The sequence below is a fragment of the Mesorhizobium sp. M0227 genome (genome assembly GCF_040321855.1).
Classification (GTDB): Bacteria; Pseudomonadota; Alphaproteobacteria; order Rhizobiales; family Rhizobiaceae; genus Mesorhizobium.
The window spans coordinates 96,080-113,938 of record NZ_JAMYSJ010000017.1 but is presented as its reverse complement, the minus strand read 5'-3'; the positions used below and the strand labels follow the sequence as shown (position 1 = coordinate 113,938).

Genomic DNA, 17,859 nt, shown 5'->3' with positions numbered 1-17,859 from the left:
CTGGCCTCCAATCCAGCCAGCATCTTGAATCACAAACATCCGGCTTTGGGAATCCTACGATTCTCTCAAAATAGGAATCGCTCTAGATGGATAGTCGCCAGATCACGTTTGCGGGCAATCGCGTTGGCGAGGGTCGACTTGCCACTGTTGGACGGCCCCAAGATACATATCCGGTCTCCGAGCTCCGAGAGATGCATCCGATCGTGCCCTGGTTTGTTGCCTGCGATTCTCAACCCGTGGCGGCCTCGGATCTTTAGCCAGGCAGGGCGAGTTTCTTCTGCTTGTCCGGCTGGCCGCATTCGCGGCGATCGATCGACCGGTTCATGGCATCGATCTCGCCGCTCGCCTTGTCGGTATCGCGTTTGGCCTTGGAGCGCATGTCAGGCGTGAACGGGCCGAAGCCCATCGCCGGGTTGGAGAAGGTCGGCTTGGCCCTCGTCGGAAGGTTGTATTGCTGCGCCAAGCCGTTGCGCTGCGCCAGCAACTGGTCGCAGGGCACGTTGTCATATTGCAGGGAGGACTGGACGTTCGCATCCTGCTGTTCCGACATCGAAGTGCCGCCGACGCAGCCGGCGGTCAGCAGGCAAGAGGCCAAGATCATCATGTTCCAGCGCATCGACTATGCTCCTCCTGATATCCCACCCTGATGCGAGCAGATCGCAAATATTAGTCGCGCATGCAAATCGGACTTTTTCACAGCAAGAATGTTTGCGAGGCGGCGACGGACCCCTCCGCCGGCAGCTTGCCTGCCACAACGGCAGGGCTGCGAGGTCGGGGCAACGGGTTCCTTCGGAGCCTTGGCCGGCGCGTGGCTGACGGAGCATCAACGAAAAACCCGCCTGTGCGGCGGGTGACTGGCACAAATCAGCACCATGGGCCAAAATGTACCATAGCTGAGGGCATGGTGTCAAGAAAAAATTCCTATCGCGCTGCCCGGCAAAAACGGCGGACACCGCCGAACTGGCTGTCGTCAGGTCTTTGCTAGGCGGAGTTCGGAGCCCCGGCCACAACGACCAGCCCGTTGACGTGTTCCCCGCGATCCTGCCGGATCACGGTTGGTTCCAGTGACAAGACCGAAAGCCCGTTGGCGGCCAGGACCTCGCGCACATAGTGTTGCGCATGCGCATAGCGGCGCGACGGCAACAGCACGAAATCGCCATCGCCAGCCAGCGTCTCCACGGAAAATGCGAACAGGCCATCCGTGGCCAGTAAGCCGGCAATCGTCTTCACCACGCCGTCCAGCGCGCCGACATAGATGAAAACATCGGCCACCGTCACCAGATCGGCTTTCGGACCGGCATAGGGAAAATTCCGCAGATCGGCCTTATCAAGGAAATCGTAGACGCCCTTGGCCCGCGCCTTTCTCAGCATCCTGGCCGAAATGTCATAACCCTCCAGCCGGTCGGCGATCGGACGCAGCCTCTGTCCCGTCAGGCCGGTGCCGCAGCCAAGATCGAGCGCCAGCGCGAAGCGACCTGGCCTTGCCGCTCGAATGGCCTGGTCGAGCATCTCAGGCAGCCGGTACCCCAGCCTGCCGACCAGGGACTCGTCGAAGCTCTCGGCATAATGGTCGAACAGTGTCTCGACGAACGCGCTGGGGAGCGCGTCGAGCGCCGGCGCCTTGCCGATCAATTGCAGGTTGAGTGCAGCGCCTTGACGATCCGATGGATCGAGTTGCAACGACATCGTCCAGGCCTGTGCAGCCAGATCCGCCGCGCCCGCCGCCTGCTGCATCTCGCCGAGGCGAAACCAGCCCATCGCCCATTGCGGCGTCATTTCCAGCGCACCGAGCAGCAATTCCGCCGCTGCCGCATGATCGCCATCCGCGTGCAGCATCTCGGCATAATCGGCACGGCGATCGGCGTTCAAGTCGCCGGACGAGGCCTGAAGCGGTTTCATGGCGATGGGTCCTGCCGGCGGATCGAGCCGGCGGTGCTCTATGCGGGAGTCAGCAGTGACTTACAACAGGCTTCCCGCCGCGGAATTATATCCTATCTTGGAGACCATGCGCGCCAGCGACCTGCTCCATCCCCGGCCCGAGGGCCTCTATTGCCCGCCGGGCGATTTCTTCATCGACCCGGTCCGGCCGGTCAACCGGGCACTGATCACGCATGGCCATTCCGATCACGCACGTTCCGGCCACCGCTCGGTGCTGGCGACGCGGCAGACGCTCGACATTATGGGCCTGCGCTACGGCGAGAATTTCGCTGGCGCGACGCAAGCGGCACAGCTCGGCGAGACGATTGCACTCAATGGCATCAGCGTCAGCTTCCATCCAGCCGGCCATGTGCTGGGCTCGGCGCAGATAGCGGTCGAGCATCAGGGCACGCGCATCGTCGCTTCCGGCGACTACAAGCGGCAGAGAGACGCGACCTGCGCGCCATTCGAGCCGATCCAGTGCGATGTGTTCATCACCGAAGCGACCTTCGGCCTGCCGGTGTTTCGCCATCCTCCCGACACAGAAGAAATCGCCCGCCTGCTGAAATCGGCAGCGCAGTTCCCCGAGCGCTCGCATCTGGTCGGCGCCTATGCGTTGGGCAAGGCGCAAAGGGTGATGCGGCTGTTGCGCGACGCCGGCTACGACAGGCCGCTCTACATCCATGGCGCGCTGGCCAAGCTCAGTGAATATTACCAGAGCCAAGGCATAGACCTTGGGCAACTGGAGCCGGCAACCGTCGAAAGCGGGGGCAAGGATGATTTTACCGGCGCCATCGTCGTCGGCCCGCCATCGGCCTTCGCCGACCGCTGGGCGCGGCGCTTTCCCGATCCGATCTCGTGCTTCGCGTCAGGCTGGATGCGCATTCGCCAGCGCGCCAAGCAAGGCGGCGTCGAACTGCCGCTGATCATCTCGGACCATGCCGACTGGGATGAGTTGACCGCCACCATCAAGGAGACCGGAGCCGAGGAGATCTGGGTGACGCATGGCCGCGAGGAAGCGCTGGTGCGCTGGTGCGAACTCGAAGGCATCGCCGCCCGGCCGCTGCATCTGGTGGGATACGAGGACGAGGGCGATTGATGCTAGTTGCTGATCCACCAATCACCGGCGCCGCGATCCTTCACACCCCCCTCTGGCCTGCCGGCCATCTCCCCCGCAAGGGGGGAGATCAGATGTCACCGCCGCTTTCGCTAATCACCAACCGCGCAAGGAGAGTGCTGGCATCGAAGCTGCCAATCTCCCCCCTTGCGGGGGAGATGTCCGGCAGGACAGAGGGGGGTGTGCCGAAGTGCCAAGCCCATCCAGTAGTGTCACCATGAACCGCTTCGCCGAACTACTCGACCGCCTGGTGCTGACGCCGTCGCGCAACGGCAAGCTGACCTTGCTGACCGACTATTTCCGCACGGTAGAGGATCCCGACCGCGGGCTGGCGCTGGCTGCCATCACCGGCGATCTCCACATTGCCGCGGTCAAGCCGGCGATGCTGCGCATGCTGGTCACCGAACGCATGGATCCGGTGCTGTTCGGCTATTCCTACGACTATGTCGGCGATCTCGCCGAAACGGTGTCGCTGGTCTGGCCGCAAACGCCCGGAAACATCGCGAACCGCGAGCCGACGCTTGGCGAGGTCGTCGCCAGACTGCAGGCGGCGAGCCGCTCCGACGGACCGAAGGTGCTGGCAGGGCTGCTCGACAGCGCCGGCATCTCGGCCCGCTTTGCCATCATCAAGCTGGTCACCGGCGGCTTGCGCATCGGCGTGTCGGCGCGGCTGGCCAAACAGGCGCTGGCGGATTTCGGCAAGGTCGACATCGCCGAGATCGAAGAGCTCTGGCACGGGCTGTCGCCGCCTTACACAGCGCTGTTCGCGTGGCTGGAAGGCAAGGCCGAAAAACCCAGGAACACGGCGTTGGCATTGTTTCGACCGGTGATGCTGTCGAACCCGGTTGGCGACGGCGATCTCGAAAAGCTCGATCCGGCGGATTATGCCGCCGAATGGAAATGGGACGGCATCCGTGTCCAGGCGGTGGCCGAGGGCGGTATCCGCCGGCTCTATTCGCGCACCGGCGATGACGTTTCGGGTGCTTTTCCCGATCTCGCCGAGGCCATGCATTTTTCAGCAACGTTGGACGGCGAACTGCTTGTCGGCGATCCCCGAGAGGAGACGGGAACATTCTCGGATCTGCAGCAACGGCTGAATCGCAAGACGGTGACGCCGAAGATGCAGCAGCAATACCCGGCCTTCATGCGCTGCTACGATCTGCTCCAGGTCGGCGACGAGGATTTGCGCGCGCTGCCGTTTCGCGAGCGGCGCGGCCGGCTGGAAAGCTTTGTCGGGACGCTCGATCCCAGCCGTTTCGATCTTTCGCCATTCGTCGACTTCACGGATTGGCAAACGCTGGAGGAGCTGCGCCGGGCGCCGCCGCATCCAATCATCGAAGGCGTCATGCTGAAGCGCTGGGACTCAGCCTATGTCGCCGGCCGCCCGAAAGGTCCATGGTTCAAATGGAAACGCGATCCGCACACGGTGGACGCGGTGTTGATGTATGCCCAGCGCGGCCACGGCAAACGCTCCAGCTTCTATTCCGACTATACGTTCGGTGTCTGGACAGGTGCCGAAGGCGAGGAGGAACTGGTGCCGGTCGGCAAGGCCTATTTCGGCTTCACCGACGAGGAGCTGAAGCAGATCGACAAATATGTCCGCGACAACACGATCGAGCGTTTCGGGCCGGTGCGTTCGGTGCGGGCCGACCGCGACAACGGCCTGGTGCTGGAAGTCGCCTTCGAAGGGCTGAACCGCTCGACCCGGCACAAATCCGGCGTCGCCATGCGCTTTCCCCGCATTTCGCGGCTGCGCTGGGACAAGCCGGCCAACGAGGCCGACCGCATCGAGACGCTGCAGGCGCTGCTCGATCGCTAATCCGCGCTTTCGGTGCGGGGTGCGCTATGGCTCGATTGAAACGCGGATTTCGTAGATGTCCGCGGCCTTGCCCTGCTTGTCGAAGTCGGAATTGATGGCAATGGTGCCGGCCGAGCCCGGGCGCTTATCCGGAAACTGAACGTCGAACAGATATTCGTTCTGCTGCTGGCCGACCGCATAGCGCTTGCGGCCGCAGTCGCCGAGTTCGCCGAAATTGCAGTCGACCGAAATCTGCGTCTCCTTGCCTTCTTCGGAGCGGGCAATGATGTCGAACACGGCATGTTTGCCGGCCAGCTTCTCCAGCACGCCTTGTCCGACGTCGAAACTGATCGCCGAACCGGACGCGCCGGAACGGATGCGCAGGAACGAACCGGTATCGTCCTTCATCACCTCGGCCCTGGCGTCAGACGGCGCGCTAACATGGGATGCATCGGCCGGCGAAAACACATTGATCCAGTCGCGCGCCTGGTCCGCGGCGCCGGGTTTTGCCGGACCGCCGTCGGCCGGTGTGAAATCGTCGTCCTCGACGGTCGGCGGCGCCTGCGGCGGGGCGGTGTCGAGTTGCGCGGATGTCTTGAACACGCCGGTCTGCACGGCGAAGAACAGGCCGATGCCAATCGCGGCGAGCAGTGTCACGGTCAGGAAGATGGCGGTCAGCGGCAGGCGACGCCCCCTTATGCGTCGTTCATCGCGGTCGGGCGCCACTTCCGTCGTCGCGCCGGCCGAGGCCGGAACCGACATGTCGATGGCCGGAGCATCGGGAAGCGTGGCGTCCGGCATGATGTCGGGAACGACGGGCAGAACGCGCGAGCGCGGCGCATCGGCAGCGGATTGCACGGGTCCGTCGACGACGACATCGGGGGACGATGCCTGTCGGCCGGTTTCGACCGCGGGCGCCGAGTCCGCTCCGAGTTCGACCGCCGGTGCATCGCCCTGCTGGCCGACATCCGGCACCGCCGGCAGGAACTCGGATTCGATTTCGGTGATTTTCGCCTGGATTGCCTTGCGGCGCTTGATGGCGACCTCGACGGTCACACCGGGATTGGCCTGGAGCGCGCGATCGAGCGCGGCAAAAGCCGAGCGATAGACCCTCTCGCGGAACGCGCGGTCCTCGGCATTGCCTTTCTCCAAGGCGTTCCGGATCGCTTTTTCGATCGCGTCCAAGCAGGTCCCTCTGTCTTTGCCAACCTTGCCGTGATCGTTAGCCGCAGGCGACCAATCAATCAACGGGCGAGCGGCGTATTCTGCCTCGCAGAGGTGTGCAAAGTCCATTCCGGCGCTGTTCCGGCAACAAAATCAGCATGTTTCGCCGATTTCGCGCACAGGGAGCGCACGCACCGTGCGCCGCATTCCCTTGGCGATTGACTGGCGGACAAAGCGGCGGCCGGCTTTCGAGGGTGCCATGACGCCGACGCAGGAATTGCCAAGTCGCATCTTGAATTCGCGCCCGGTTGCGTCTATCACCGCCGCATCTTGGAGGCCTTGGCTTCCTGGGCCGCTTTAGCTCAGTTGGTAGAGCACCGCATTCGTAATGCGGGGGTCAGGTGTTCGAGTCACCTAAGCGGCACCATTCCTCCTCCGTTTTGTAGTCTGCCCCTTCGCGGCTGGTGCAAAGGATTGCGACGCCGGCCTGGCAGATCTGCCATTGTCGAGACCCCGGTTTGGTGTGAAACTCATGGCCTCAGCATGGGAGGTCAAAAAATGCCCAACAATTTCAAGACCGGAGACGTCGTCAGGCTGAAATCCGGAGGCCCCAGGATGACGATCAGCGATGGCGCAGCCTCGGGCATGTATCTGTGCCACTGGTTCAATCGCGAGGGCGAGGTGTGGACCCCGCAACATGCCGGGTTCAAGCCCGAACAACTGATTGCGGCCGACCAGTCGGACTAGAGTTCCTTTCATCCCGAACAGGTCGAGATGGGCACCCTCTGTCGTCCGGGCATGAACGGATCAGCACGTGCGACCGACGGATTTTCCGGGTCGCGGCGTTTAACGGTTGAAGCGCGATGGCGGCACAAGCCGTCTGCGTCGCGCCAACCTGGAGACGCACAACATGATCAGTCGTTCGATATCAGTCGTTGCCTTGAGTTTGCAGACCGTTGCGGCTTTCGCCCAGGCAGCGACGCCGCCTGCACCGCCAACGGCCGCGCCACTTGCCGCGCCAGGCGCTTCGGGGATCAGGTCCGACATCACGCTGGCCAAATTCCAGAAGCGGCGCGAGAAGGCGATCATGGCGGCCGATACCGACGGCGACGGCAAGATCAGCCTGCTGGAATGGGAGGCCTTTCAGACGAAGCGCAACGCCAAGGGCGACGCCGCCAAATCCTTCGCGCGGATCGATTCCAACCATGACGACTTCATCGATCGCGCCGAACTCGATGCATTCTTCGCCAAGCGCTTCGCCCGGCTGGACAAGAATGCCGACGGCATTTTAACGGCCGACGAACTGCCGGGCCACAAAACCGCTCCCAAGCCGGGCCAATGACCAAGAGGCAATGACGCGCGATGAATATCGGGAGTGCGCCGACTGATGGCTGCGGATCCGGACGAGGAGCTGGTTCGCCGTGTTGGCGCCGGCGAGCCCGCAGCCGTGCAAACGCTCGTCGCGCGCAAGCTGCCGCGTATCCTGGCGCTTGCCGTGCGCATGCTCGGCGATGCGGCGGAGGCCGAGGATGTCGCGCAGGAAACCTTCGTGCGGATCTGGCGCCATGCCGCGAGCTGGCGGCGCGGCAATGCGCGCTTCGACAGCTGGATCCACCGGGTGACGCTCAACCTTTGCTACGACCGGCTGCGTCGCAGGCGCGAGTGGGTGACCGGCGACCTGCCGGACGTGGTCGACCCTGCGGCACTTCCCGACGCCCCTCGCCAAGAGGACGCGCTTCGGGTCGAACGGGCACTGCAAGCCATAGCGCCGCGCCAGCGCGAAGCGATCGTTCTGGTCTACTATCAGGAGATGTCCAATATCGAGGCGGCAGCGACCTTGCAGATCAGCGTCGATGCCCTGGAGAGCCTGCTTGCGCGCGGCCGGCGGTCGCTGCAGGCGATCCTGGCGGGGGATGGCGCCGATGAGTAAGCACCGGGCAAGCACCAACGCACTACGGCCATTGCGCCTTGCTGGTGCCGCCTGGCGCTCGGCGCCGACCGGCAAGGAGGAGACACATGGCTGAAGGGTCCAGAAACGAAATGGATGCCAGGCGCTTTGCCGCCTTGGCACAGGCCTATGGCGGCGACTTGCGGCGATGGCCCGAGGCTGAGCGAATGGCCGGCACGGCCTTTGCCGCGAGCGGCGCGGGCAAGGCCATCTTGAGGCAGGCCGGGACACTTGACGCGCTGCTCGACAGCTACCGCGTCGACGCCCCGGACAAGGCACTGCACAGCAGCATTCTGCAGGCTGCCGGCCGGCACCTCGTCCAGCGCCGGCGTCAGTGGTTCTGGTGGCTGGGACTTGGACTTGCCGGCATTGGTCTGGCCGGTGCCGTGGCAGGACTGGCCCTGGTGACCATCGTCACGCCGGAGGTCCAGCCGGACCATTATGTGCTGGATGCCAATGTGACGGCGTTTGGCGATGCCGGCCCGGATGCCGAGAACGGTGAGGAAAGCCTATGAGCCCGCGCTGGATCCGTGGCCTGGTCATTGCTTCCGTGGTGCTGAACGTCTTTCTTGCAGGCGCATTTGCCGGCGGTGCGGTCTGGCTGAGAAATGCCAAATCGGGTGTCTCGCTGGAATCGGCTGGCCGACAGCTTCCCAACCAGGACCGCAAGGCGTTCCGCCTGGCGCTGCGCCAGGTTCGCGTGGAGTCCCGGCAGATCATTCTAGATGGCCAGCAGGCGAGGCAGGAGGCAGCGGACCTGTTGCAGCAGCCTGTCATGGACAAGGCCGCCTTGTCCGCCGCGCTGGAGCGGGCACGCAATGCCGATGTGACGGTGCGCAGCCGGCTTGAACAGGCCATTGTCGACTTCGCGGCGAACACGTCACACGAAAACCGGAGCGTGCTGGCACAGGCATTGCTGCGCCATATGGAACGCCGCGCCGCCGTTGCGCCGAAAAAATCGCCATGACGACCGACGGAAAAGGCCGGAGACGCCGTTTAACGATGCGAAGGGACAAGCCTGCCCGATCGCACCATGCAGGGCGGCCATCTTCAAACTCGAAAGCACTCGGAGTCCAATTATGAGTCGCCTGAAAAACTACGCAGCAGCCGCTATGCTGGCCCTCAGCGGAACGGTCGTGACAGCCACCGCGTCCAGCGCAATGCCCATCGTGTCCGTTGCCCAGCCGGCCGCCCAGGCATCGGTCGAGCATGTCCGCTGGGGCTGCGGCATCGGCTGGCATCCGAACAGATGGGGACGTTGCGTGCCGAGCGGCGTCGTCATCGTGCGCCCGCGCTATCATTACTGGCACGCTCCGGTCCACGTCTGGCATCCGCACCATCGCTGGCATCGCTGGCACCACTACTGATCGAAGCACGGTAGGGCCAGGCGCTTGTGAAACCTGGTCCCGCCGTTGCGGACAGCGCGATCCCCGGAATTAAGGTTAAATTCACTATAGATTTGTTCTCAGCCCGCAAATAATCGAAGAGTTTCCCGAAACTATGCTCAGGCATATTCATGGGAAAATCTGTGGCTCAGCTTCAAATCCTTGGGCGGGTGCTCTGTCATCCGCTGACGCTGGTCGTGGTCAGCCTAGCCGGTGTCTTCGCCGCCGGACGGGCCGAGCACGAATGGCTGTCGGTGCCGTTCTCGCTGGCGCTGGTGGCTGCCCTTGCCGGACTTCTCTTCCTGGCTTCGGGGCGCCTTGTCTTTTCCGTCTATCTCGCCTGGATGGGCATCGCTTTCATCACAGTGGTGTCAGCGATCAAATTCAGGATGAAGGGGTTTTCGCTGCACTTCTACGACACGGTCTTCGTGTCGAAGGATCCGGAAGTGTACCGCTTCCTGCTCGGCTCCTACCTCCATCTGATCGCGCCGGTCGTTGTTGCCCTGGTGCTCGGCATTACGGCGGCGGTGCTTCTGTTCCGGATCGATCGAAAAATCGGCTGGCCAGTATCGGCACGCGTCCTGGTCATGGCGGCGCTCGTCGTTCTGGTGCCGCTGACCTTTCCGGCCGAGGCCTCGAAGGACCGTTATTTCTACTACATGCAGGGCCGGCACATGTCGGCCTTCTTCGTTTCGCTGCTGGATTTGCACAACCTCGTTGTTGAATCGGGCTTCGAAAAGCGGCTGCAAGCCGTCGCGCCACAGCCGCCTTTGGCCGACACGGTCGATTGCGGCGACCGGGCTGATCTTCCCGACGTCTTTTTCGTGCTCAGCGAAAGCCAGTCCGATCCCGGCTATTTTCCGCAGGTCGGCAACGGCGCGGGATTCCTGCAGAGGTTCGCGCCGGGGGCCGGCACGCCGCATCCGATGCAGGTCGAGACGTTTGGCGGCGGCACCTGGATCACCAATCTGTCGCTGATGACAGGCCTGTCGGCCACCGATTTCGGCTGGCGAAGCCCCTATTTGACCATCACCCTGCAGGACAAGGTCGCCGGCGCCTTGCCGGAGGTGCTGGCGCGCTGCGGCTATCGAACTGTCGTGATGACGCCGATGGACTTTTCGTTCGTCAATGAAGGGCCGTTCCTGAAATCGATCGGTTTCGAGACCGTGCTCGACATCAAGGACATCGCCGCGCCCTTCTACCACCTGCGCGATATCTTTTATTACCAGGCGGCCGAAGCATTCATCGCCAGGCACCGCAAGGAAGACGGCCGGCCGCTGTTCCTCGAAATACAGACCATGTTTTCGCACTCCCCCTATGAGGGGCGGATGGAGCCCGAGTTGAAGGTCGAGGGCGAGCCTTTCTCGGGCGATTTCCAGGCCAATGAGTATCTGCGCCGGATGGCGGCAGCGCGCGGCGATTTCCAGCATTTCCTCGACAAGAGGAAAGCGGATGCCGGTGAACGCGGCGCCGTGGTGCTCGAATTCGGCGATCACCAGTCGTCGGCGACCAAGCCGCTCGTCGACGCGATCGCCGGGGACGACGCCTTGGCGACCCCTGGCTCGCTTGCCTACCGCACCTTCTACACGCTCACTACCTTCAACCATCCTTTGCGCCATCCGATGCCTGACCTGGCGCCGCTCGACGTCGGCTTCCTCAGCGCAAGCCTGCTCGACGCCGCCGGCCTGCCGATGTCGCCTGTCATGGCCGATCTCGTGCGCCTGCGCGACCATTGCGGCGGCAGGTTCCATGGCTGCAAGGACAGGGCAGAAGTGGACGCGCATCTGCGCCGGCGCGTCGATTCAGGGCTGCTGCATCTGTTCCCGGAGGCGGCGCCGCTGCGTTCGCCGGCGCCGCTCCAATCGGTAGACGCCCGCTAGATATTTCAGTCGATTTTATCCGGTCCCAGCGTCGCCACCGTCTTCAACGCACCATCGAGCATGTCGCCCTTCTCGTCCTTCAGCGCCATCTCGCGCAGGCGGCGGATCCAGTCGGCGGCGTCGGCGCGGCCCTTGACCAGGTCGAGCGCCGACAGCACCCGGTCGAATTTCGACTGTGCGCGGACATGGGTGTCGCTGTAGCCCTTGATCAGCCGGCGGCAGTTGAGGATCTCGACGGCCAGCGCGTAGTCCTGGCGAACATGGTCGAGCGCCAGCGCGTACCAGCGGTCGAGATGCGCGATCTCAACCTTGTGGCGCAGCAGACTACGGCGCCAGCGGCGCAGGCCGCCGATGAACCACAGAGCGGCAAAGCCGGCAAAACTGTCGGTGCGGATGCGGCGGCCGTGGTTGATGCGGCGGTCGAGAAAGGCGGCGAGCTTCGGCCGGTCCTCGATGTAGCTGCCCAGCCCCGCCGGCAAGGTACCGCAGAACTCCTCGATGCGCGGATGGAAATACTCGGTCACCTGCAGGATCGAGCCGTCCTTGACGCCGACCTCGCGGCGCACGCGTTTGTCGCGCGTCGAGCGCGTCTTGAGATCGGCGACGCGGATCATGTCGTCGTAGCACAGCGCATTGGCCAAATGCTTTGCGGCAGCGATGGACAGGCCATAGCCCTGAACCGGCCCGTCCAACGCGACGGCCTCGTCCAGCCGGTCGAGATACTCGCGCCCGTAGGCTATGTCCTGATAGTCGACGACCTTTCTCAAGCCCCGAAGTGCCATGTCGCGTACGGCCACCGGCAACAGATCGATGCGGGCAGCCAAGGCCTGCCAGCCTTGCAGCAGGTTTTGCGGGCCACTCACCTGTCCTTTGCCCAAGGCAGATTCGACAATCGCGGGCTCGGCCGGCCTAGGCGCCGGTGCTGCCGTGCCGCGCGCACGATCAAACGCGGCACCGAAGGCGGCGAGGCTGGCCTTGACGCCCCGGCCGCCGGCACCGATCGCCTGTTCGTAGCTTTCGCGCGTGAACGGCAGGGCGTCGGACCCCGCCAGCGCGCCAAGCAGGCTGGCCGAGATCATCGAGCCATTGGCGGCGGCGATCTTTTCCATGTCGAAAGCGATGAAGCGCTTCGATGCGGCTTCCGCCGTTGCATGCACCTTGGACGACGAGGCCCGGCCATCGCCCGGCTCGATTTTTTCCGACACGGCGGCGATGCGGTGCGAGGAGGCGATCAGCGTGGTCCGCTCGGGCGTGACGAAGCCGCGAATGATGGCACGGCCGGCTTCCATCAATTCGGCGGCGATCAGGATGTCGACGTCGCCCTGCGACGGCGACAGCGCGAAGACCGGCAGCCGGCCGGTGTCGCGGGCCATCTCCACATAGTAAATGGTGGCGCCGGTACGCTGGGCGACGCCGGCGACCGAGGTCGATTGCGCAACAAAGCCGTTGCGCTCGGCGACATCGGTGATCCAGTCGGCGAGCACGCCACCGCCTTGGCCGCCGACCGCCAGCACGGCGAGCTTGATGACACGCTCGCTATCCTGAGCGCCGGCGCGGGCGCGAAATGGCGGGACAGCGTCAAGCATCGGCGAAGGTCAGGCGCCGGCTTTCGCGGCGGCGCTGCAACAGGCTGATGGTGGCACGGCGCGCGGCTTCCAGGAAGCGATCCCAGCGGCTCGGATTGTGTACGACGTCGGCGCGATAGAAGGATGGGCACAGCACCGCCGCATCGGCGACCTCGCCGCAATTGCCGCAGCCGATGCAGCTCTGGTCGATATGCGCGACCGGATCGTCGCGCAGCGGATCGTCGAGCGACTTGACCGACAGCGACGGGCAGCCGGACAGCCGCATGCAGGCATGGTCGCCGGTGCAGATGTCCTCATCGACGCCGAACTTCGGCTTCACCACACGCTCGCCGCCCTTGATCGCCTTGTCGACCAGCGGCTTTTCGCGGCGCTGCCGGTTGAGCATGCATTCGGACGAGGCGACAATGACCTTCGGCCCTTTCTCTTCCGTCGTCAGCGCCTCACGCAGCGTGTCCTGCATCCTGGTCACATCATAGGTACGGTCGACATGGCGCAGCCATTTGACGCCCATGCCTTTCACCGCCTCGGTGATTGGATGCTTCGTCGACTTGGTCTTGTTGCCCGCGCGGGATGACAGGATATCCTGCCCGCCGGTGGCCGCCGAGTAAAAATTATCGACGATGACGATGACGCCGTCGTTCTTGTTGAACACCGCATTGCCGATCGAGGAGGTCAGGCCGTTGTGCCAGAAGCCGCCATCGCCGACGAAGGAGATCGAGCGGCGCTTGGCATCCGGCGAATTGAACGCCGAGGCCGAGGCGGGCCCCAGCCCGTAGCCCATGGTGGTGGCGCCGAGTTCGAAGGGCGGCATGATCGAGAAGAGGTGGCAACCGATGTCGGAGGCGATGTGATGTTTGCCGAGTTCCTGCTCGACCAGTTTTGTCGCGGCAAAGATCGGCCGTTCCGGGCAGCCGATGCAGAAACCGGGCGGTCGTCCTGGAACGACGTTGATCAAATCGGCGGTGTCGACGCCGTCGCCGACCTTGTTTGGGGCACGCACTTCGCCAGGCAGCAGATGCGGCGCCTCGGCGCGCAGGAAGGCGCCGATGCCGTCCAGCATGACCTGGCCGGTATACTCGCCGGCCATCGGCAGATGTTCCTTGCCGACCAGCCTGGTGCCGCGACCGGCCTTGTGCAGCATCGAAGCGAAGGCCTGCTCGATATAGTTGGGCTGGCCCTCCTCGACGACCAGCACCGACTGCTTGCCCTCGCAGAACGACAGGAACTCGTCATCGATCAGCGGATAGACGGCGTTGAGCACATAGAGCGGCACATCGGTGTCGCCATAAATATCGGCGAGGCCGAGCCGCTGCAGCGCGCGGATGACCGAATTGTACATGCCGCCCTGCATGACGATGCCGACCGAGCCATGATCCGACCCGAAGAATTCGTTGATCTTGTTCTTGCGGATGAAATCGACCGCCGCCGGCCAGCGCTTCTGCACCTTCTCCTTCTCATGCAGGAAGGAAGCAGGCGGCAGCACGATGCGGCCGGTGTCGCGGCGGGGCGCGTCGAGCGCATCGGCGACCGTCATCGGCGGCCGCTTGTTGTCCTTGGCGATGAAATGGCCATGCACGTGGCAGCAGCGGATGCGAACCTGCAGCATGACCGGCGTGTTGGAAATCTCCGACAGTTCGAAACCGTCCTCCACCGCCTTGACAATCGACGGCAGGTTGGGGCGCGGGTCGAGCAGCCAGACCTGACTTTTCATGGCGAAGGCATGGCTGCGCTCCTGCATGATCGAGGAGCCTTCGCCATAGTCCTCGCCGACGATGATCAGCGCGCCGCCGGTGACGCCGCCGGAGGCGAGGTTGGCCAGCGCGTCGGAGGCGACATTGGTGCCGACCGTCGACTTGAAGGTCGCCGCACCGCGGATCGGGTAATGCACCGAGGCGGCCAGCATGGCGGTGGCGGTGGCTTCGGAAGCGCTGGCTTCGAAGTGCACGCCGAGTTCGCCCAGAATGTCCTGTGCGTCGGCCAGCACGTCCATCAGATGGCTGATCGGCGCGCCCTGGTAGCCGCCGACATAGCCGACGCCGCATTGCAGCAGCGCTTTAGTGATGGCGAGGATGCCTTCGCCGGCAAATTCCTCGCCGGCACCCAGCCGAAGCTTTTCGACTTCCTTGGCAAAAGAGCGTTCGGCCATTTTTTTCTCCTTCCGGTACCGCCCGAGGCTGGCGACGCGTAGGTCTAGATGTCGTGCTTGCGAATGTTCTTCAGCATCTTCAAAAGCGTGGCGATAAGTGCGGAATATTCGGCGTCGTCGATATCGTCGAACATCGCCTCGAACGCGTCATGCATGGCCGGCCAGGCGCGGGTAAACTCGGCGCGGCCCTCATCGGTCAGGAACACATGGCGGATGCGGCTGTCTGTGACGCCCTGCTCACGCCGCACGAGGCCTTGGCCCTCCAGCGAGTCGAGCGTCCGGCTCAAGGTCGACTGCTCGATGACCGTATAGACCGAGAGGTCGTTGACGGTGATGCCGTCGGTGACCGACAGCACGGCCAGCGTGCGCACCTGCGGAATGGTCAGGCCCTGCTTGCGGAAATCGTCGCGCAAGGTGGCGTTGTAGCGGCCCATGATGCGGTTCATCAGATAGGGCGCGAATTGCTGCAGGCCGATCTGCCCCAGGGTCGAAATGCGCTGGCGCTTCTCGGTGACCTTCTCTTCCATCACAGCCTCCCCGCAAGGAGAAAGCCGGAACCGCCGCCAAGGCCGGCCCCCGGGTGGGTCGAGGCGCCGATATGGTAGAGGCCCTTGATGCCGGTCTGATGGTTGCGGCTGCTCTTGAACGGCCGCCACAGGAACGACTGGTCGATGGTCGAGGAACCGCCATAGGGGTCGCCGCCGACCAGATTGATGTTCATCGCTTCGAGGTCAGCGGGCGAATAGGCGCGACGCGCAATGACGCTATCTCTGAAGCCGTCGATATGGCCGGCGAGGATGGCCTCGGCGCGATCGGCATAGGCTTCCCGCAACTCTTCGGTCCATTGCCCGTCAACCGGCGCCTGCAGGATGCCGGCGGCGTCGCCCTTGATGTGGCGGGGAGCCTCGGGCAATTGCAGCCACAGGATCGCCTTGCCCAGGGGGCAGCGCGACGGATCGAGCGCATGCGGCTGGCCGACACAGATGGTCGGCACTTCCGGCAACATGCCGCGCGTCGCCTCGTTGCAGGCTTTCGAGACGCCATCCAGTCCCGGCGCCAGGTGCAGCAGCGCCACCTTGTCCAGGCCTTCGCCGCGCCATGCCGGCGGCTTGTCCAAGGCGTAGTGAATCTGGAAATTGCCTTTGCCGTAGCGATATTTCCGCGTCGCCTCGACATCGGCTTTGGGTGCATCCGCACCAAGCAGCCTGCCATAGAGCTGCGTTGGCGTGACCGAGCAGATGACGCTCTTGTTGGCCGTGATCGTCTCGCCCGAGGCCAGCCGCACGCCGGTTGCCCGGCCATTGCTTTGAACGATCGAAGCGACATCGGCGCCGGTGCGGATGTCGCCGCCGCGTTCCCGGATCAAAGCCTCGAAGGCCGCCAGCAGGTTTTTTGCCCCGCCCTTGACGATCGGCGCGCCCGCCGCCTCAAGCGCGAAGGCGATAACCCTGGCGATCTGGCCGGAGAAAGCATCTTCGGGACCAAGCCCGGCATGCAGCACCCAGGGCGCCCACAGCGCACGGATGGTCTCCGACCGGTAGGTGCTTTCGAGCCAGCTTCGCGCCGGCACAAGTGCCTCGCCGAGAAAGGCGGCAAGGCCGCGCGGGCCACGCCGCCAGCCATCGCCGGCCAGCAGCTTGGCCGTCGGATAGGACCACAGGCTGCCGCCGAGCAGACCGAACAGCAGGCCGGCATTGCGCTCGATGTTGCCGACATCGTCTGCGTGCCGGTCACCGTCGCCTGCCGCGATCGCATTGAGGGCGGCGGCATTGGCGGCACGGTCGGTGCGCAGCACGGCGTGGCTGCCGTCCGGCCGCAGCACGCCGGTCGGCGTGCCGGTGTGGCAGAATTCCAGCCCGTGCCGAGCAAGGTCGGCGCCCAGTGCCGCAAAGGCGGGCGAGGTGATGAACAGCACGAAGGTCGTCGCCATCACATCATGGATGAAGCCGGGCGCGGTGATCTCCTCGGTGCGCATGCAACCGCCAATGTGGTCGTTGCGCTCAAGGACGAGCACACGCGCCCCTTTGCCGCCAAGCACCGCCGCGCAGACCAGCGCGTTGATGCCGCTGCCGACGATGATGTGATCCGGCTGGGTCACGGCAAACGCTTTCGCTTAGCCCTTCGACACCAGCGCCAGCGCGCGGATCGGGCTGCCGGTGCCGTGCTCGATCTTGAGCGGCGCCGCGATCAGGATGGCGCCCTTTGGCGGCAGCTGGTCGAGGTTGCAAAGGCTGGCGAGGCCATAGCGGTTGGCTTTGTGCATCAGCGTGTGCGCCGGGAATGGCGGCTCCATGCCACCGGCTTTGCCGGCATCGGTGCCGATCGTCTCCGAGCCCCAGCCCTTGATGTCCTTGCTGATCAGGAACTGGATGGCTTCGGCCGTCGGGCCGGGCGTGTGCGGGCCGGTCTCGTTGGCGTTGAGGAACTCGGCTTCCGAGCCGTTGCGCTTGTACCAGTCGGTGCGCATCACCACCCATTCGCCGGCATTGATCGCGCCATGCTTGGCTTCCCAGGCCTTGATGTGGTCGACGGTGAGCAGGAAATCAGGGTCGCCGGCGGCTTCCTTCGAACAGTCGATGACATTGACCGGGCCGACGAAGTTCTGCGCCGGAATGGTGTCGGTGGCGCCGTCCGGATAATCCTTGCCGGAGATCCAGTGCTGCGGCGCATCGAAATGTGTGCCCGAATGCTCGCCGAGCTTCAGCCAGTTCCAGGCCCACCACGGACCGTTCTTGTCGTAACGGGAGATGTTGTGGATCTCGACCTTCGGCGTGTCGACGGCGAGTTCCGGCGGCAGCTTGATCAACGGCGTGTCCGGCCCGAGCGGCGCCGACAGGTCGACCACCTTGATGGCGCCTGAAAGAAGCTGGCCGGCGACCTCGCCGAGGAGTTTTTGCGTGTCCATGGTCTGAAGTTCC

Annotated in this window: 17 protein-coding genes, 1 tRNA gene and 1 pseudogene; 10 read left to right on the top strand and 9 right to left on the bottom strand. The window is 64.2% G+C overall.

The genetic code is table 11. The features are described from left to right. Nucleotides 1–80 precede the first annotated feature (80 nt). The 3 genes and pseudogenes from NKJ00_RS22090 to NKJ00_RS22080 form a co-directional block, all read right to left on the bottom strand. Nucleotides 81–197, bottom strand: a pseudogene (locus NKJ00_RS22090) (GTPase); the annotation flags it as partial. A gap of 56 nt (nt 198–253) precedes the next feature. After that, a complete protein-coding gene (locus NKJ00_RS22085; RefSeq protein ID WP_352556147.1) occupies nt 254–616 on the bottom strand; it encodes a hypothetical protein in 363 nt (120 codons plus the stop codon). Nucleotides 617–981: 365 nt separating this feature from the next. Further along, nucleotides 982–1,899: a class I SAM-dependent DNA methyltransferase gene (locus NKJ00_RS22080; RefSeq protein WP_352631133.1), complete on the bottom strand. Its 918-nt coding sequence runs from the start codon at nt 1,897–1,899 to the stop codon at nt 982–984. A gap of 106 nt (nt 1,900–2,005) precedes the next feature. Here NKJ00_RS22080 and NKJ00_RS22075 point away from each other — a divergent pair, with 106 nt between their 5' ends. After that, nucleotides 2,006–3,016: a ligase-associated DNA damage response exonuclease gene (locus NKJ00_RS22075; RefSeq protein ID WP_352631131.1), complete on the top strand. Its 1,011-nt coding sequence runs from the start codon at nt 2,006–2,008 to the stop codon at nt 3,014–3,016. A gap of 235 nt (nt 3,017–3,251) precedes the next feature. Beyond that, the gene (locus NKJ00_RS22070) at nt 3,252–4,853 is read left to right on the top strand and encodes a cisplatin damage response ATP-dependent DNA ligase (RefSeq protein WP_352631129.1); all 1,602 of its coding nucleotides are present in this window, start codon (nt 3,252–3,254) and stop codon (nt 4,851–4,853) included. Between the two features lie 24 nt (nt 4,854–4,877). Here the strand turns inward: NKJ00_RS22070 and NKJ00_RS22065 are convergent, their stop codons facing one another. Further along, the gene (locus tag NKJ00_RS22065) at nt 4,878–6,017 is read right to left on the bottom strand and encodes a hypothetical protein (RefSeq protein WP_352631128.1); all 1,140 of its coding nucleotides are present in this window, start codon (nt 6,015–6,017) and stop codon (nt 4,878–4,880) included. A gap of 330 nt (nt 6,018–6,347) precedes the next feature. On the opposite strand from NKJ00_RS22065, the gene NKJ00_RS22060 reads away from it, so the two are divergent. The 8 genes from NKJ00_RS22060 to NKJ00_RS22025 all read left to right on the top strand — a co-directional run bounded on the left by NKJ00_RS22060 (nt 6,348) and on the right by NKJ00_RS22025 (nt 11,209). Further along, nucleotides 6,348–6,423, top strand: a tRNA-Thr gene (locus tag NKJ00_RS22060). Nucleotides 6,424–6,554: 131 nt separating this feature from the next. After that, on the top strand, nt 6,555–6,743 hold the full coding sequence (locus tag NKJ00_RS22055) for a YodC family protein (protein WP_023811455.1): 189 nt from the start codon (nt 6,555–6,557) through the stop codon (nt 6,741–6,743). A gap of 163 nt (nt 6,744–6,906) precedes the next feature. Then, complete coding sequence (locus NKJ00_RS22050; protein WP_352631126.1) at nt 6,907–7,338, top strand: EF-hand domain-containing protein; 432 nt, start codon at nt 6,907–6,909, stop codon at nt 7,336–7,338. Nucleotides 7,339–7,383: 45 nt separating this feature from the next. Further along, on the top strand, nt 7,384–7,926 hold the full coding sequence (locus tag NKJ00_RS22045) for an RNA polymerase sigma factor (RefSeq protein ID WP_352550994.1): 543 nt from the start codon (nt 7,384–7,386) through the stop codon (nt 7,924–7,926). An 86-nt stretch (nt 7,927–8,012) separates the two neighbouring features. Beyond that, nucleotides 8,013–8,459, top strand: a complete 447-nt coding sequence (locus NKJ00_RS22040) for a hypothetical protein (RefSeq protein WP_127293951.1) — start codon at nt 8,013–8,015, stop codon at nt 8,457–8,459. Continuing rightward, entirely contained in the window at nt 8,456–8,911 is a 456-nt protein-coding gene (locus tag NKJ00_RS22035) for a periplasmic heavy metal sensor (protein ID WP_352610780.1), read from the top strand. Before NKJ00_RS22040 ends, NKJ00_RS22035 begins: the two co-directional genes overlap by 4 nt. A gap of 112 nt (nt 8,912–9,023) precedes the next feature. Then, nucleotides 9,024–9,311, top strand: a complete 288-nt coding sequence (locus NKJ00_RS22030; RefSeq protein WP_023811460.1) for a GCG_CRPN prefix-to-repeats domain-containing protein — start codon at nt 9,024–9,026, stop codon at nt 9,309–9,311. A 161-nt stretch (nt 9,312–9,472) separates the two neighbouring features. After that, nucleotides 9,473–11,209 carry a sulfatase-like hydrolase/transferase gene (locus NKJ00_RS22025; protein WP_352631123.1) on the top strand — a complete coding sequence of 579 codons (1,737 nt, stop codon included), beginning with the start codon at nt 9,473–9,475 and terminating at the stop codon, nt 11,207–11,209. 5 nt (nt 11,210–11,214) lie between these two features. On the opposite strand, the gene NKJ00_RS22020 is transcribed toward NKJ00_RS22025, so the two are convergent. From NKJ00_RS22020 to NKJ00_RS22000, 5 genes are read right to left on the bottom strand one after another with little or no spacing between them, the layout of a single operon-like run. After that, nucleotides 11,215–12,795, bottom strand: coding sequence for an indolepyruvate oxidoreductase subunit beta family protein (locus tag NKJ00_RS22020; RefSeq protein WP_352631121.1), 1,581 nt, complete (start codon nt 12,793–12,795; stop codon nt 11,215–11,217). Continuing rightward, complete coding sequence (locus NKJ00_RS22015) at nt 12,788–14,941, bottom strand: thiamine pyrophosphate-dependent enzyme (RefSeq protein WP_352631119.1); 2,154 nt, start codon at nt 14,939–14,941, stop codon at nt 12,788–12,790. The genes NKJ00_RS22020 and NKJ00_RS22015 overlap by 8 nt, the downstream gene beginning before the upstream one ends. Before the next feature lie 44 nt (nt 14,942–14,985). Then, complete coding sequence (locus NKJ00_RS22010; RefSeq protein WP_127270494.1) at nt 14,986–15,468, bottom strand: MarR family winged helix-turn-helix transcriptional regulator; 483 nt, start codon at nt 15,466–15,468, stop codon at nt 14,986–14,988. Next, entirely contained in the window at nt 15,468–17,039 is a 1,572-nt protein-coding gene (locus NKJ00_RS22005; RefSeq protein WP_352631117.1) for a phytoene desaturase family protein, read from the bottom strand. Before NKJ00_RS22005 ends, NKJ00_RS22010 begins: the two co-directional genes overlap by 1 nt. 15 nt (nt 17,040–17,054) lie before the next feature. After that, a complete protein-coding gene (locus NKJ00_RS22000; protein ID WP_023811466.1) occupies nt 17,055–17,846 on the bottom strand; it encodes a cyclase family protein in 792 nt (263 codons plus the stop codon). Nucleotides 17,847–17,859: the final 13 nt, after the last annotated feature.